This is a genomic window from Spirillospora sp. NPDC052269, assembly GCF_040679435.1.
Taxonomy (GTDB): Bacteria; Actinomycetota; Actinomycetes; order Streptosporangiales; family Streptosporangiaceae; genus Spirillospora.
This window is the reverse complement of sequence record NZ_JBFAUU010000006.1, coordinates 53,974-69,564: the sequence shown is the minus strand read 5'-3', so window position 1 is coordinate 69,564 and position 15,591 is coordinate 53,974. Positions and strand designations below refer to the sequence as shown.

Genomic DNA, 15,591 nt, shown 5'->3' with positions numbered 1-15,591 from the left:
CGGACGAAGGGCTGGACAGAGCATGCTCGAGCCACGCCAGAACACTAACCGGGCACCCCGGGAGGGGACTCCCGGACCCTCGCGCTAGTGTGTCCCCCAAACGTGTAACAACTGATCTCACCGCCCGGGAGTTCCCTGGGCTCTCATCCGTGGGGAAGGCATTCCGTGAGTCCGACCCGCTCTGGGGAGCGGCGTACGCCTGTGCGCAGTCGCCGCGCAATCAAAAGCGCCGGCGCGCTAGGTCTGCTGGCGCTGTCCGCAACCGCGTGTAGCGGTCAGGCTTCGCGCCTGGGCATGCCCGAGCCGATCAGCGACCAGGCCGAGCGCATGCTGAAGCTCTGGCAGGGCTCCTGGATCGCTGCGTTCTCGGTGGGCGCCGTCGTCTGGGGCCTCATCATCTGGGCGGTGCTTTTCCACCGCAAGCGCTCCGACGATCTGCCGCCGCAGGTCCGTTACAACATGCCGATCGAGATCCTCTACACGGCCGTGCCGTTCGTGATCATCGGTGTGCTGTTCTACTTCACCGCGCGCGACGAGTCGTACGTCGAGAAGACCACCAAGAACCCGGCGGTCACGGTCGACGTGACGGGCTTCCAGTGGAGCTGGCAGTTCGACTACAAGGAGAAGGAGAGCGGCCAGGAGAAGACCGTCGCCTCCGTGGTCGGCACCCCGGTCGCGCCGAACGCCCCGTCGGGCGCCAAGCCCGTCATGGTCGTCCCCTCGGACCGGACGATCCGCGTGCGGCTGCACGCCAACGACGTCATCCACTCGTTCTGGGTGCCGGCGCTCCTTTACAAGAAGGACGTCATGCCGGGCTACACCAACGAGTTCGAGTTCACCGCTCGCAAGCAGGGGACCTATGAGGGCCGCTGCGCCGAGCTCTGCGGCGTCGACCACAGCCGGATGCTGTTCCAGCTCCAGGTGGTCTCGCCCGACCAATACAACACGTGGCTGGACGGCCAGAAGGCCAAGGCCGCGGGGGGTGTGAAGTGACCGCGATCAGCCACGCGCCGACCGCGCCGGTCGCCGCGGGAAGGACCCGCAAGGGTCGTCTGGTCGCCGACTGGATGTCGACGACCGACCACAAGAAGATCGGGTACCTGTACCTGATCACCTCGTTCATGATGTTCCTGTTCGGCGGAATCCTCGCGCTGGTCATGCGCGCGGAGCTGTTCAAGCCGGGCCTGCAGTACGTGAGCAACGAGCAGTTCAACCAGCTGTTCACGATGCACGGAACGATCATGCTGCTGATGTTCGCGACCCCGCTCTTCGCGGGCTTCGCGAACGTGATCATGCCGCTGCAGATCGGCGCGCCGGACGTGGCGTTCCCGCGCATGAACATGCTGGCCTACTGGCTGTTCCTGTTCGGGTCGCTGATCGCCCTCGCGGGCTTCCTGACCCCGGGCGGCGCGGCCAGCTTCGGCTGGTTCGCCTACTCGCCGCTGTCGGACGCCGTCCGCTCGCCGGGCATCGGCGGCGACATGTGGGTGATGGGCCTGGCCATGTCGGGCTTCGGCACGATCATGGGTGCGGTCAACTTCATCACCACCATCCTGTGCATGCGGGCCCCGGGCATGACCATGTTCCGGATGCCGATCTTCGTGTGGAACATCCTGCTGACCTCGATCCTGGTCCTGCTGGCGTTCCCGGTCCTGGCCGCGGCGCTGCTGGCCCTGGAGGCCGACCGCAAGTTCGGCGCGCACGTGTACGACGCCTCGCACGGCGGGGCGCTGCTCTGGCAGCACCTCTTCTGGTTCTTCGGCCATCCAGAGGTGTACATCATCGCGTTGCCCTTCTTCGGCATCGTGACCGAGATCCTGCCGGTGTTCAGCCGCAAGCCGGTGTTCGGTTACATCGGCCTGGTCTTCGCGACCATCTCGATCGCGGGTCTGTCGATCACGGTCTGGGCGCACCACATGTTCGTCACCGGACAGGTGCTGCTGCCGTTCTTCTCGTTCATGACGTTCCTGATCGCCGTGCCGACAGGTGTGAAGTTCTTCAACTGGGTCGGAACGATCTGGCGAGGGCAACTGACGTTCGAGACGCCGATGCTGTGGTCGCTCGGCTTCCTGGTCACCTTCCTGTTCGGTGGCCTGACCGGTGTCATCCTGGCGTCCCCGCCGATGGACTTCCAGCTGTCGGACTCCTACTTCGTGGTGGCGCACTTCCACTACGTGGTGTTCGGCACGGTCGTGTTCGCGATGTTCGCGGGCTTCTACTTCTGGTGGCCGAAGTTCACCGGCAAGATGCTGAACGAGCGTCTCGGCAAGGTTCACTTCTGGCTGCTGTTCATCGGCTTCCACGGCACGTTCCTGGTCCAGCACTGGCTGGGCGCCGAGGGCATGCCGCGCCGGTACGCCGACTACGCCAGCGAGTTCACGGGCCTGAACCAGGTCTCGACGATCTTCTCGTTCATCCTCGGCGTGTCCATGCTGCCGTTCTTCTACAACGTCTACATCACGTGGAAGAAGGGCAAGCGCGTCGAGGTCGACGACCCGTGGGGCTACGGCTCGTCCCTGGAGTGGGCGACCTCGTGCCCGCCGCCGCGGCACAACTTCAACTCGATCCCGAAGATCCGTTCCGAGCGTCCGGCGTTCGACCTGCACCACCCGCACGTGGGTGCGAAGGGCGAGCCGATCAACATGTCCAACCGGGTCGCCCTCGCCAAGGAGGAGTCGCCCTCCGGGCACGCCAAGGAAACGGAGGAGTAGCCGATGCGCGTTCAGGCGTTCATGTTCTACGGGTGCGCGGTCTTCTTCCTCGCCACCGACGTCGTCTACTGGCTCTGGTCGAAGGACTGGACCGGCACCACGGCGCTGGCCCTCGCGGTCGGCCTGTCGGGTCTGATCGGGTTCTACGTCCACTTCACCATCCGCCGTCTCGAGGGCGCCAACGGCGGCCCGCTGTACGAGGACGACCCGGAGGGTGAGATCGGGGACGCCGCCGGCGAGCTGGGCTTCTTCAGCCCGCACTCGTGGTGGCCGCTGTACATCGGTGGCTCGGCCGCGTTCGTGTCGCTGGGCATGGTCTTCGGCTGGTGGATGGTGCTGCTCGGCGGCGCCGGACTGATGCTGTCGACCGTCGGCCTGGTCTTCGAGTACTACCGGGGCCACTTCGCCCACTGACACAGCACCCATAACGGTCGGCCCAGCCGACCGCGCGATCCGGTCACCGATCCGGTAAAGCGATCTTCAAAGGGGCCTGTGCCTGCGCTTTCGCAGGCACAGGCCCTTACATAATGAGCGTCGTCCGGGGTACGACACTCTATGGACAAGATCGTATACGGACAGTGACATCGGGGGTTGCGGTGCGGGTCGGCAGGCTTGTACGAACGGGCCGGCGCCGCCGGGCCACACTGGAGCTCGTCGGGGGGACGGTGGCGTGCGCCGCCCTGACCCTCACCGGACTGGCGGGCTGCTCGGACGGCGGCGGAACGGATCTCAACATCAACGCGGTGCGGCTGGACGTCTCACCGTCGAACGGTGGCGACGGGCTGCGTCCGGACTCGGTGATCCAGGTCGCCGCGGACCGGGGCACGGTCGAGGACGTGACCGTCACGCACAAGGGGGCGCCGGTCGAGGGCGACCTGAGCGCCGACCGGACGCATTGGAAGGCCCGCTGGATGCTCGAGCCGGGCACCAGCTACACCGTCCGCGCGACCGGGCTCGGCCGTGACGGCAGGACCCGGACGGTCACCAGCGACTTCAGCACCGCCAAGGTGAAGAAGAGCCTGGACGCCGCGCTCGAGGCGCCCTACAACAAGGAGACCGTCGGCGTCGGTATCCCGATCGTCCTGAAGTTCCAGCAGAACATCGGCGACCGGGCCGCCGTGGAGCGCTCCCTTGAGGTGAGGTCGGCGAAGCCCGTCGAGGGCGCGTGGCATTGGTTCGACAACCAGACCGTGGTGTTCCGGACGAAGGACTACTGGCCGGCCCACGACAAGGTGTCGTTCCGCGCGCACCTGAGCGGCGTCCGGGCCGCGAAGGGTCTTTGGGGCGCCAAGGACGTCAAGGCCGACTTCCGTATCGGCGACTCCCACATCAGCAAGGCGAGCGCCGTCTCGCACATGATGACCGTGCGGCGGAACGGGAGGCTCGTCCGGACGATCCCGGTGAGCATGGGGCGCGGCGGGGTCGAGAAGTACACGACCACCAACGGCATGCACCTCACCATGGAGAAGGACGACCCGGTCATCATGGACTCCGCGACCACGGGTTGCGGGCCGGGCTGCCCGGGTTACTACCGGGAGACGGTGTACGCGGCCGTCCGGATCTCCAACAGCGGTGAGTACGTGCACAGCGCGCCGTGGTCGGTCGGCGACCAGGGCAACACCAACGTCAGCCACGGCTGCGTGAACGCCAGCCCGGAGAACGCGCGCTGGTTCTACAACCTCTCCTACCGCGGCGACCCGGTGCGGATCACCGGCACGTCCCGCGAGCTGGAGCCCGACAACGGCTGGGGCTTCTGGCAGGAGTCGTGGAAGAAGTGGGTCCAGGGCAGCGCGCTCAAGCAGGCGGTGACCGCCGGTCCGGAGGGCAGTGGCCCGGTGCGGCCGGACGGTTCCAAGTCGACGGACGCGGCGGGTTCGCCGCCGGCGCCGAGCGTCTCTCCTGGCGCAGGCGCGGCGTCGCCGAGGGCGAACGGGGTTCCGACGGTTCCCGGCGCGGCGCCCACGGGTCTGGTCGCGCCCGCCGTCCGGCCGGCCGTCCCGGGCGCGGTGCCGACGGTTCAGGGCGAGGCTCGTCCGAACCCGCAGGTGGGACGTCCAGGGCACTGATCCGAGCGAACGGCGAGGCCGTCCGGTGAGCGATCGCCGGGCGGCCCTTCGTGTTTCCGCGGGGTATCAGTGGTGGACGAGTGGGGGCGGTTCCGGGACGTGGTGCATCCGGGCCCAGTCGCGCGCCATGGCGATGCGCTCGGGGCCGGTGGGGTGGTCGGACCAGAGCAGCGTCTCGAGGACGTCCGGGGTGAGCGTGGAGATGTTGCGGACCGACAGCTCGTGCTGCATGGTCGCGAACGTCACCGGGTCGCGGGTGAGGTTGAGGGCGTGCGCGTCCGCGCGGGCCTCGACGCGGCGGCTCACCAGGTTCTGGACCGGGGCCTCGAACTGCGTCGCGACCGCGATCAGCGCGAGGGCGAGCGCGAGGGCGCGCGGGTCGGCCGCGCCCCGGTTCCGGGCGGACGGGTCGCGCGCGGCCTCGTCCTTGCCCGCGCGGCGCGTGGCGGGCGCGGTGAGTCCGGCCCGGCGCAGCAGCCGCGGTGAGGTGAGCAGCAGGTAGAGCAGGCAGACCCCGCCCGCGGCGCCGAGCGCTCCGATGAGGGTGCCGTGCAGGACGTCGTCGTTCTTGGCGTGGCCGAGCTCGTGGGCGACGATCGACTCGATGCGGGGGGTGGACATCGAGGTCAGCAGGGTGTCGTAGACCACGATCCGGCGGGTGGAGCCGAAGCCTGAGACATAGGCGTTGAGGGCGGTCGTCCTGCGGGAGGCGTCGGCGACCAGGACGTCCGACACGGGGACGCCGTCCCGCCGGGCCATGTCGAGCAGGTCGGTGCGGAGCTGCCCGGCCGGGAGCGAGTGGAACTTGTTGAAGACCGGCTCGATCATGATCGGGTAGGCGAACGACCCGGCGATGACCAGCGCGCACGCGCCGGCGGCGGCGCCCGTCCACCAGTAGCGGGGGAACCGGCGGATCAGGGCGACGAGCAGGAGCAGCCCGAGGGTGTAGGTGATCCAGGTCACGCCGAGCGACTTGACCTGGTCGACCAGCCAGCTGGGCCAGCTCTGCGTGGAGAGGCCGTAGTCACGCAGGATCGACTCGCCCCACGCGGCGAACGGCATCGAGATCAGCCAGGTCAGGGACGTGAACGCGACGGCGCCGATCAGGACGCGGAGCGGCCAGCGGCGCGTTCTGGCGGTGACCCAGCCGAGGAGGCGGGCGCCGAGGGGGCTGAAGCCGAGGACGAGGATGACCGCGAGCACCGTGATCAGGCGCGCGTAGGCGGGCCAGTCGAGCGCGTGGTCGAAGGCCGCGGCGCGGTGGATCTCGGCGGGGGTGAAGTCGGGGGCGGGGTCCGGGGCGACGCGTCCGCCGGGGACGTGTCCCGGCAGCGGCGTCCAGGGCGTCGTCAGAGCGATGATCACCGCGACGGCGGCGAAGAGGACGGCCGCCGCGATCGACGCCGCCAGGCGCGGTCTCCGGTACGCGCGGGCCGTGTCGGGGTCGCCGGGGCCGGGCGGGGGCGACGGGGCGGACGCCTCGGACGATCCGGACGCCCCGGTCGGCTCCTGCGATGGGGCGGTGGCGTCGCTCACATGAGCTCCTTGCGGAGGTAGTCGCGCCAGTCGGCGGTGAAGGTGTCCGGCGGGAGGCCCAGGATCCGGCGCAGCGCGGCGGCCTCGGGTTCCCGCCCTGCCGCCCGGTACAGGCGGACGAGGGCGGTTTCACCGTATCGGTCGGCGACCATGCGGCAGGCGAGCCACGCCTCCTGGTAGGCCTGGGAGAGCCGTCCGGACGCGCCGTCGAAGTCGTCCCGGGTGGGGAGGGCCTCGGGGACGCGTCCGGCGGCCACGTCGGCGGCCAGTTCGCGGGCGGCGGACTTCACCGGGACCCTGGCGTCGCGGTAGCCGACGTAGTCGGCGAAGCCCTCGATGAGCCAGATCGGGGTGCGGCCGTCGCGGGCGCCGCCGGTGGCGACGTGCGTGAGCTCGTGGGTGAGGACGACGCGGCGGCCGAGGTCGTTGAGGCGCCCGAACGAGGGGGAGACGACGATGCGGTCCTGGCCGCGGGAGCCGTCCGGGCCGGGCGTCACGACCGCGAGGGCGGCGAACTGGGCGACGTTCCGGCTGTCTCCGGCGACGCGTCCGGCGAGGGCGGCGTCGGCGGGTGCCAGGGCGACCGCGCGGCGGGCCCAGGACGTCCCGGCGACGGCGGTGACGGCGGGGACGGCCGCGGCCAGCCGCCGGGCGATCTCGTCCAGCCCGGACGCGTCGCCCATGACCAGCGCGGGCCCCTTGCGGACGACGGTGAGCGGCCCGGCGTCGGCGATGTCGGAGTCGTCGGCCAGTCCGGCGGACGAGCCGTCCCCGATGATCGTCCAGGTGCCGGAGAGGGGCGCGAACGCCAGGTGGCGGGTGCGGGCGACCGGGCCGGTGTCGAAGCCGGTGATCCGGTAGCGCATGGAGACCTGGACCACACCGGACGCGCCGTGGGGCTGTCCGGGGGCGGTGGGGCGTTCCTCCCAGCCGTCCAGGGGGAGCTTGATCAGATTGTCGAAGAGGCGGGCCTGGGCCTGCTGGAAGGCGGCGGGCGCGTCGGCGACGGTGGCGAGGAAGGCGATCCGGTTCCGTTCGCGGACGGCCCGGGCCCGGTTCGCCAGGACGGCCGTGACCGCGCGCGGATCGGGCGTCCCGGCGGGGGAGGGCCTTCCGGCAGGCGCGGAAGCCCCGCCCGGGCGGCGGGTCAGGGCGAAGATCCCGGCTCCGGCGGCGAGGCAGGCGGCCGCGCCGCCGCCCGCCAGCAGGCCGAGAGCCCGCCGCCGCGAGGGATCCTCTGCGGTGACGGGCTCTGCGGGCCGCTCAGCGGCCCGCTCGCCGGTCTGCTCGGCGGCGGGCCCTGGGGTGGTCTCCGCGGCCCGCTCGTCGTCCATGCGGCGATCCTAGGGCGAGGCCGGGAGTGCGGGTCACTTGGCGTAGTCGGGGTACCCGTAGCCGACGATCATCTTGCTCTGGCGGTTCTTGACCTCGACCGCGCCGCCGTCGGTGTTGCCCTCGATGGTCTTGACGGTGCCGTTGCCGTTGTCCTTGATCACCATGCCGACGTGCTGGATGGCGTCGATGCTCTTGCTGCCGTTCCAGGCGAAGAAGACGACCGAGCCGGGCTTGGCCGCGCTGCCCCAGCGGTTCTGGCTCTTGAACCACTTGGCGTGGGCGACGGTCCAGGCGTCCGAGCCGACGGAGTGGGCGAAGCCGATCTGGGTGCCGACCCAGGAGACGAACATGTCGCACCACGAGGCGTCGGCGTAGAGGCCGAGCGAGCCGCCGTCACGGGCGAGGGTCTGCTTGGCCCGCTCGGTGCCCATGTACCACTGCTGGAACTTGGTCTTGCCCGCGCCGTCCTCCTTGATCCCGGCCTGCGAGGTCGCGACCTTGATCGCCTGCTGGGCGGTGGGCTTGCGCGGCGGGGCGGGCTGAGCCGGGGCCTTGGGGGCCTCGTTGGCCGCCTGCGGCTGGGCCGGGGCGGCCTGCGGCGCCTGCTGCTGCGGGGCCTGCTCGGCCTGCTGCGGGGCGTCCTTCTTGACCTGCGGCAGGGTGCTCTCGGCGGTGGCGGTCCCGGAGATCCGGGTGGACGCGGCGGCCGGCTGGAGCTCGGTGGTCGAGGCGTGCGCGGTGGTGGCGGCGATGGTGCCGACCAGGGCCGCGCTGGCGACCAGGGCGCTGGTGGTGCGCACGGACTGGAACACCGGGGTGGAGCGCAGGACCTGAGCCGCCGGGGTATCTCGCAGCGACTTCAGGACGGGATGGAGCTTGGTGGTGAGCTTGGTGGTGAGCTTGCCGTTCATGCTGGTTCTCCTCGGCTTCCATGCCGCCTACCGGGTTAGCTGACGGGTTCGGGCGTGGAAGCTGCCCTACGGCCTCTGGGAGGCCGATTCACCCCAGGTGTTCGGTGGGTCCCCGGCTCTGCGTCGACGCGCGCTCAGGCGTGTCGGGAGCGGACTCGGCGGCGGACGCCCTCGATGAGGCGCGTCCGGTACTGGATACGGACTGTCCCGCTACGGGACGGCTCGCGCTGGACGGCGAGCGAGAGGCTCGCGCTGGACGGCGAGCGGGAGGTGAGGCCCGGCGGCGGGGGATGGTGCCGCCGGGCCCTGCGGACGTGCGTCCTGGTCGTTCGTCCTAGTAGGGACGGACGGCGCCCGCGAAGGTCTTCTTGCGGTAGCTGTCGAGCTTGGTCACCCGGACGTGGTCACCGGTGTGCGGGGCGTGGATCATGTAAACCTTCCGGCCCGTTTTCTTGTAGACGATGCCTACGTGACCCTTGCCGCTAAAGAACACAAGGTCTCCTGGCGCGAGTTTGTTCCAGGAAATCCTGTTCTTTACCGAACGGTACTGCTCGGTGGTGACGCGGGGCAGTTTCACCCCGGCCTTCCGGTAGGACCACTGGACGAGTCCGGAGCAGTCGAAGGCGTTCGGGCCGGCCGCGCCATAGCGGTACGGCTTGCCCTTCCTGCTGGCCGCGTAGTCCAGCGCCTTCTGCGCGAGCTTCTGGCGCTGAGCCCAGGTCTTTTGCTTGGCCTGCTTGACCACCACGCCCACGGGCCTGGCGGTCGCCGCGTGGGCAGCTGGGGCCGGACCGGCCATCACGACGGGAGTCGCGACGGCGGTGGCGACCGCGAGGCCGCCTACGGTCCGCACACGGCGGGCTGTGCTGCTGACAGCGTTGCTGGACAGGGGTTTCTCCTTTTTCCAGACGCCTACCGGGTTAGCTGCCGGGTTCGGACGTGGAGTCGCCCTACGACGGGTCCCAGGCCCTATGGGCCTTGATTTCTGGGGGCGGGACCGCCGATTCACCCCATGCGCCGCATATGAACGTGCCCGGAATGCTGCGGACACGTCGGCGCGGATGGGTCCCCGGTTCCGCGCGCCGTCGCGCGGATTCGGCGTTGCCGTCTCGCCCCGAAGCGCGATGAGGCCGGACGACGGGACCCTGTTGTCCCGCGTGCGGGCGAGCGGCGTGATGTTGTGGGAAGGCGGGCCCTGCGAAGAAGGGCCGCGCACGGCAAGGCCGGGTAAAGGAATCCGCCGTGGCGCGCTATCAGCGCCATGCACGCCGTTTCGCGTGCGCACGGTCGGGCCGGGCCTGCCGGATGCGGCGCGTGGGGCGCGTCGCGAGAGTGGGGCGGCGGCGCGTGGAACGCGTCCCGCCGGATCCGCGGCGCCAGGGGGGCGTCGCGGGGGAGACGACGCCTGGCGGGCGCCGCAGGTGCCCCACAAGGTAGCAAAGTTCAATCAGAAGGCAAATCCACCACAAAAAAGACGTTGGCCCAGGTCACAGACCTGGGCCAACGGTTTTAGTGCGCTCGGGACGCCGGGATCGCCCGCTGTCAGGGGCGTGCGGCGCCGTACCAGGCGCTCTGGTAGTAGCCCGAGGAGATGTCGGCGATCTGGACCACGGTGCCGGTGTGCGGCGCGTGGATCATCTTGCCGTTGCCGATGTAGAGGCCCACGTGCCCGAGGCTGTTGAAGAACACCAGGTCGCCGGGCTGGAGGTCACCCTTGGCGACGTGCTTCAGGTTCCCCCACTGGGCGTAGGTGTCACGGCCGATGTCGACGCCCGCCGCCGCCCACGACTTCTCGGTGAGGCCCGAGCAGTCGTAGGAGTTGGGGCCGTCCGAGCCGTACACGTAGGGCTTGCCCATCTGCGAGTAGGCGAAGTTGATCGCCGTGCGGGCATTGCCGGAGGCCGGGCCGTTGTAGGTGCCTCCGCCGCCGCCACCGCCGGACTTGTTGTTGTCCGTCGGGTCCTGGCCGCCGAGCTTGTCCAGAAGCTTCTTCTGGGCCTTGACCTGCTTGTCGAGGCCCGTCTTCTGCTTCTTCAGGTCGTTCAGCTTGCTCGTCACGTCGTCCAGGCCCTGCTGGGCCTGGGCCTTCTCCCGGGAGACGCGCTGGGCGGCGGCGAGGAACTGGGCGAGCGCGCCCGTCCGGTTCCGGGACAGCTGCGAGATGACCGCCGCCTGGTCCAGGACGACCTGCGGGTTGCCCGCGGAGACGAAGCCGCTGACCGAGTCGGTGTCGCCGTTCTTGTACGCGGTGGCCGCCATCTTGGCGATCGCCTGGCGCTGCGTCTCGTAGCTCCGCTCCTGGGCGTCGGACGCCTTCTTGGCCGCCGCGAGCTTCTTCTTGGCGGCCTTCAGCTGACTCTGGGTCTTGTTGTACTGCTGGACCGCCTGGTCGACCTGCTCGTTGAGCTTGGTGAGCTTCTTCTTGACCTCGTCGGCGCTCGGTTTGGCCGGGGCTGCGCCGGCGAAGCCCTGGGGGAGAGTGAGCGAGGTCGCCACGGCGAGGCATGCTGTCGCCAGCACACGACGCGTCGTGGTGCCACGCTTGGGAACACTGGCCACGTTCGATATGCCCCTCTCGTCCAAGACGTCAGCGGACGACATTAGCGAGGGGCCACACCAGTCACAACCGATTCCCACCGATCTGGACTAGTTAAGCCCGGTTTACCTACCGTGCGTCACCCGTGACTCACGATGCGCACGTGAACCGTCCCCGCGGTGCTCCGAATCAGCTCCGCCCCAGGCGGCGGAGGAGGAGGGGGGACGGGACGGGGCGGGCGCCGGCCCGGCGGGCGGCGTCCTGGACCTCGCGGTCGGAGGAGACGACGACGACGGCGCGGCCGCCGGGTTCGGCGCGGACGAGTTCGCCGATGAGCTCGTCGGCGGTCTGGCCGGGCTGGCTGAACAGGACGCGGACGCCGCGGGGGGCGACGGTGGCGACGGGGGCGTCGAGTTCGGCGCCGTCGAAGACGCAGGTGACCTCGGCGCGGGTCTGGGCGGCGAGGCCGCCGAGGCCCGACAGCAGGCGGGCGCGCTGGTCGGCGAGGGTGAGGTCGCCGTAGCCGGTCTTGGTGACGTTGTAGCCGTCGACGACCAGGTGGACGCCGGGGAGCTGCAGGAGGCGGTCGAGCAGCTGCGGGTCGGCGTCGGAGAGGGCGCGGCCGGGGACGGCGCGGTGCGGCGGGGGCGCGGTCTCGCCGCCGGTCACCAGGTCGGCGGGACGGCCGATGGTGGACGGCAGGGCCAGTTCGCGCCGGACGCCCTGGGCGGCGTCCACGAGGGAGTCCAGGAGCATGCGCAGCCGGACGTCGTCGAGGTTGCGGTTCTCGCGGGCGGCGCGCTTGGCCGCCTCCGTCCCGGCCTCGGCGCGGTCGAGCCGGGCGCGCAGCTTGCGCAGCTCCTTCTCGGCGGCGGCGCGCGCGTCGCGGGCCTCGGCCAGCTTGTCCTCGACCCGGTCGGCGATCGAGTCGGCGCGCTCGGTCTCGATCCTGGCCTTGTTCCGGGCCTCGTGCAGCTTGCGGCGCAGCTCGGAGATCTCGGCCTTGGCCTCGCGCAGCTCGCCGCGCATGCGTTCGAGGTCGGCGCCGCGGCTGGCGCGGGCGCTGGTGAGCTCGGCGCGCAGCTCGGCGATGCGGCGCTCGGCGCGTTCGCCCTCGGTCAGCGAGGCCGAGCGTTCCAGCTCGGCGCGGGCGTTCTCGACCAGGCCCGTCCAGCCGTCGGGGCGGAGCAGGTAGCCGAGGACGGCGACGCGGACGGGGTCGGCGGCGGCCGGGACGGCGCCGTCCTCGACGGCGGCGGCCAGTTCCGGGTGCGACTCGCGTTCGGCGTCGCCGACGCGGGCGCGGAACCGCTCGTCGCGTTCGAGCAGGGCGGCGATGTGCTGCCCGGCGAGCTTGGCGCGCTTGCGCCGCTCGAACCGGGCGAACCGGCGCAGCGGGACGGGGACCTCGTCGAGCGGGAGCGCGCCGAGCAGTTCGGCGGCGGTCTCCACCACGCTCTGCCGGACCGCCTCGGGAAGGGGGCGGGGCGGGGGTCCCGCCGCCTCCGGGCCGCTGTCGATGATCTCGCTCCTTCTCGCAGGTCGTTCTTGAGATGACTGTTTCCCGAGGTCATCCGCCTCAACCGGTGGAGACCGGGGCCAAGCCTAGCGGTCCGGCGGGGGGACGGCCGGGGCCGTGGGGCCCGGCGGGTGTTCTGTCGGTGCGATGGCTTACGGTCGCCGTCATGACGTCCGCGCACCACCTTCCCGGGTCGGCGGGCCGGCCGCCGGCGACGCCGTCCCCCGGCCCGCGCGCCGTCCCCGCCGTCCCCTCGCAGGCCACCGCGTCAGGGGCGGCCTCCAGACGGGCGGCTCCGGAGCGGGCCGTCCCCGTGCAGGGCACCCTGGACGATCTCGGCACGCCGCTCGCCGAGGTCACCTTCGTCGTGGTCGACCTGGAGACGACCGGTGGGTCGCCCGCCGACTGCGCCATCACCGAGATCGGCGCGGTGAAGGTGCGCGGCGGCGTGCATCTCGGCGACTTCGCCACCCTGGTCGACCCGGGCGGCCCGGTGCCGCCGTTCATCACGGCCCTGACCGGCATCACGACGCAGATGGTGATGGCCGCGCCGCGCATCGGCGAGGTGCTGCCGTCCTTCCTGGAGTTCGCGCGCGGGAGCGTGCTGGTCGCGCACAACGCGCCGTTCGACATCGGGTTCCTCAAGGCGGCGTGCGCGCAGCTGGAGTACGCGTGGCCCGCGTTCCCGGTCGTCGACACGGTCGACCTGGCCCGGCGGGTCATGACCCGCGACGAGGTGCCCAACCACAAGCTCGGGACGCTCGCCCGCCATTTCCGCACCGAGACCGAGCCGTGCCACCGGGCGCTCTCCGACGCCAGGGCCACCGTGGACGTCCTGCACGGCCTGATCGAGCGGATCGGCTCGTTCGGCGTCACGTCCCTGGAGGAGCTGAAGGGGTTCGCGAAGGCCCCGACGCCCGAGCAGCGGCGCAAGCGCCACCTGGCCGAGAACGTGCCGGGCGAGCCCGGCGTCTACCTGTTCGAGGACGGCGGCGGCGAGATCCTCTACGTGGGGAAGTCCACGAACCTGCGCACCCGCGTCCGGTCGTACTTCACCGGGTCGGAGACGCGCTGGCGGGCCCGGGAGATGGTCGGGCTCGCCCAGCGGGTCCGGACGATCGTGTGCGCGACCGGGCTCGAGGCGGAGGTCCGCGAGCTGCGGCTCATCGCGGAGCACAAGCCCCGCTACAACCGGCGCTCGAAGTTCCCGGAGCGGGCGATCTGGCTGAAGCTCACGGCCGAGCCGTTCCCGCGGCTGTCGGTGGTGCGCGAGTCCCGCGACGACGGCGCGGTGTACCTCGGGCCGCTGTCGTCGACGCGGCAGGCCGAGGAGGCGAAGGCGGCGCTGCACGAGGCCGTCCCGCTGCGGCAGTGCACCCAGCGGCTCACGCTGCGGCTGGTCGAGAAGGGCGGGGGCCGCGCCTGCGCGCTGGCCGATCTCGGACGCTGCGGCGCGCCCTGCGTCGGCCACGAGACGCCGGAGGAGTACGACGAGCACGCCGCGACCGCGAGCGCCGTCATGAGCGGCGATGTCCGGCCGGTCGTGAAGGCGGCGCGGCGGCGCATCGCGCGGCTCGCCGAGGAGTACCGCTACGAGGAGGCCGCCGCGCAGCGCGACCGGCTCGCCGCGTTCGTCCGGGCGGCGGCGCGCGGGCAGCGGCTGGCCGCGCTGGCCCGGTTGCCGCAGGTCGTGGCGGCGCGTCCGGCGTTCGACGGGGGCTGGGAGCTGTCGGTCGTCCGGTACGGGCGGCTCGCCGCGGCCGGGACGGTCCCGCCGCGCGCCGCGCCCCGTCCCTATGTGGACGCGCTGATCGCGACCGCCGAGACCGTCCTGCCCGGTGCGGGCGGCGCGCCGGGCGCGATGACGGGGGCGGGCAGCACCGGCGCCGAGGAGATGGAGTGCGTGCTGCGCTGGATGGACGCCCCGGGCGTCCGGCTGGTGGAGGTCGAGGGGGAGTGGACGTGCCCGGCGTACGGCGCCGAGTCGTTCCGCGGATGGATCGACAACGCCTACGCCGCCGTGGACCCGTCCGACCGTTAGGGTTCAGGGGCATCTAGGGTTTGCGGGCATCTGCCCGAGATAGCCGCCGATAGCCGAGATAGTCGCCGACGCCGCCTCCTCCCGATCTGGACGCCTCCTCCATGGCACTGCCCCTCTACGACAGTCAGCCCGCCCGCCGGGTCCCCTGGGTGACCTACCTGCTGGTCGCCGCGAACGTGCTGGTGTTCCTGCTCACGCCGATGGCGCAGTTCGCCACCTGGTACGGCGAGAGCGGCGTCCGCGAGTGCAAGGTGACCCAGTTCACGATGGAGTACGGCGCCGTTCCGAAGGAGCTGACGACCGGCGAGCAGCAGCCGCTGCCGGCCGACGTCACGCACGCGTGCGGCCCGGCGACCTTCACCAAGACGCCGTGGACGTCCGCGTTCACCTCGATGTTCCTGCACTCGAACTGGATGCACCTGCTGGGCAACCTGGTGGTGCTGTTCGTCGTCGGGATGGGCGTGGAGGACCGGCTCGGACGGCTCCGGTACCTGCTCTCCTACCTGTTCTTCGGGCTCGTCGCGGTGTACGGGTTCGCCTACACCACGCCCGATTCGGGCATCCCGCTGATCGGGGCGTCCGGCGCGATCGCCGGGGTGCTGGGCGCGTACCTCGTCCTGAACCCGCGCGGCCGGATCATCAGCTACGTCGCGCCCGTCTTCGTCGCCCGGCTGCCCGTGTGGGTCGTGCTCGGATCGTGGTTCGTCCTTCAATGGCTGTCGCTCGGCGACAAATCGAGCAACGTCGCCTACGTGGCTCATATCTATGGTTTCGCGAGCGGCATGCTGTTCGCGTTCCTGGCCCGCCGGGCCGGTCCCGCGCGCGGTATCGTCGCGCTGTCCCGAGGCTGATTCTCCCGAGAGCTCCCCGCGAAGTTCCGCGGGGAGCTCTCGCGTTCCCGTCCGCGATTCCCTGATTTTGTCGTACCCCCTTGGG

The 15,591-nt window shown here is 71.0% G+C and carries 12 protein-coding genes and 2 riboswitches; of the genes, 6 read left to right on the top strand and 6 right to left on the bottom strand.

Going from position 1 to position 15,591, the window contains the following annotated elements; translation table 11 throughout:
• Nucleotides 1–165 precede the first annotated feature (165 nt).
• From ctaC to AB0L06_RS14130, 4 genes are all read left to right on the top strand, one after another.
• A complete protein-coding gene (gene ctaC / locus AB0L06_RS14145) occupies nucleotides 166–993 on the top strand; it encodes an aa3-type cytochrome oxidase subunit II (RefSeq protein ID WP_500231387.1) in 828 nt (275 codons plus the stop codon).
• Nucleotides 990–2,711: an aa3-type cytochrome oxidase subunit I gene (ctaD, locus tag AB0L06_RS14140; protein WP_500231386.1), complete on the top strand. Its 1,722-nt coding sequence runs from the start codon at nucleotides 990–992 to the stop codon at nucleotides 2,709–2,711. Before ctaC ends, ctaD begins: the two co-directional genes overlap by 4 nt.
• Nucleotides 2,712–2,714: 3 nt before the next feature.
• Complete coding sequence (locus tag AB0L06_RS14135) at nucleotides 2,715–3,125, top strand: cytochrome c oxidase subunit 4 (protein ID WP_500231385.1); 411 nt, start codon at nucleotides 2,715–2,717, stop codon at nucleotides 3,123–3,125.
• Nucleotides 3,126–3,289: 164 nt separating this feature from the next.
• Nucleotides 3,290–4,777, top strand: a complete 1,488-nt coding sequence (locus tag AB0L06_RS14130) for a L,D-transpeptidase (protein ID WP_500231384.1) — start codon at nucleotides 3,290–3,292, stop codon at nucleotides 4,775–4,777.
• A 66-nt stretch (nucleotides 4,778–4,843) separates the two neighbouring features.
• On the opposite strand, the gene AB0L06_RS14125 is transcribed toward AB0L06_RS14130, so the two are convergent.
• The 6 genes from AB0L06_RS14125 to AB0L06_RS14100 all read right to left on the bottom strand — a co-directional run bounded on the left by AB0L06_RS14125 (nucleotide 4,844) and on the right by AB0L06_RS14100 (nucleotide 12,550).
• Nucleotides 4,844–6,313, bottom strand: a complete 1,470-nt coding sequence (locus AB0L06_RS14125) for a M48 family metallopeptidase (protein ID WP_500231383.1) — start codon at nucleotides 6,311–6,313, stop codon at nucleotides 4,844–4,846.
• On the bottom strand, nucleotides 6,310–7,647 hold the full coding sequence (locus tag AB0L06_RS14120) for a hypothetical protein (protein ID WP_500231382.1): 1,338 nt from the start codon (nucleotides 7,645–7,647) through the stop codon (nucleotides 6,310–6,312). Before AB0L06_RS14120 ends, AB0L06_RS14125 begins: the two co-directional genes overlap by 4 nt.
• A gap of 33 nt (nucleotides 7,648–7,680) precedes the next feature.
• Entirely contained in the window at nucleotides 7,681–8,559 is an 879-nt protein-coding gene (locus AB0L06_RS14115; protein WP_500231381.1) for a CHAP domain-containing protein, read from the bottom strand.
• A gap of 8 nt (nucleotides 8,560–8,567) precedes the next feature.
• A riboswitch (cyclic di-AMP (ydaO/yuaA leader) is annotated at nucleotides 8,568–8,710 on the bottom strand.
• 183 nt (nucleotides 8,711–8,893) lie between these two features.
• Complete coding sequence (locus AB0L06_RS14110; RefSeq protein WP_500231380.1) at nucleotides 8,894–9,313, bottom strand: C40 family peptidase; 420 nt, start codon at nucleotides 9,311–9,313, stop codon at nucleotides 8,894–8,896.
• 139 nt (nucleotides 9,314–9,452) lie between these two features.
• A riboswitch (cyclic di-AMP (ydaO/yuaA leader) is annotated at nucleotides 9,453–9,670 on the bottom strand.
• Between the two features lie 431 nt (nucleotides 9,671–10,101).
• Nucleotides 10,102–11,055: a C40 family peptidase gene (locus AB0L06_RS14105; protein ID WP_500231379.1), complete on the bottom strand. Its 954-nt coding sequence runs from the start codon at nucleotides 11,053–11,055 to the stop codon at nucleotides 10,102–10,104.
• Between the two features lie 229 nt (nucleotides 11,056–11,284).
• The gene (locus AB0L06_RS14100; RefSeq protein WP_500231378.1) at nucleotides 11,285–12,550 is read right to left on the bottom strand and encodes an NYN domain-containing protein; all 1,266 of its coding nucleotides are present in this window, start codon (nucleotides 12,548–12,550) and stop codon (nucleotides 11,285–11,287) included.
• Nucleotides 12,551–12,780: 230 nt separating this feature from the next.
• Here AB0L06_RS14100 and AB0L06_RS14095 point away from each other — a divergent pair, with 230 nt between their 5' ends.
• Entirely contained in the window at nucleotides 12,781–14,655 is a 1,875-nt protein-coding gene (locus AB0L06_RS14095) for a DEDD exonuclease domain-containing protein (RefSeq protein WP_500231377.1), read from the top strand.
• A 101-nt stretch (nucleotides 14,656–14,756) separates the two neighbouring features.
• Nucleotides 14,757–15,506, top strand: a complete 750-nt coding sequence (locus AB0L06_RS14090) for a rhomboid family intramembrane serine protease (RefSeq protein ID WP_500231376.1) — start codon at nucleotides 14,757–14,759, stop codon at nucleotides 15,504–15,506.
• The last annotated feature ends 85 nt before the right edge of the window (nucleotides 15,507–15,591 follow it).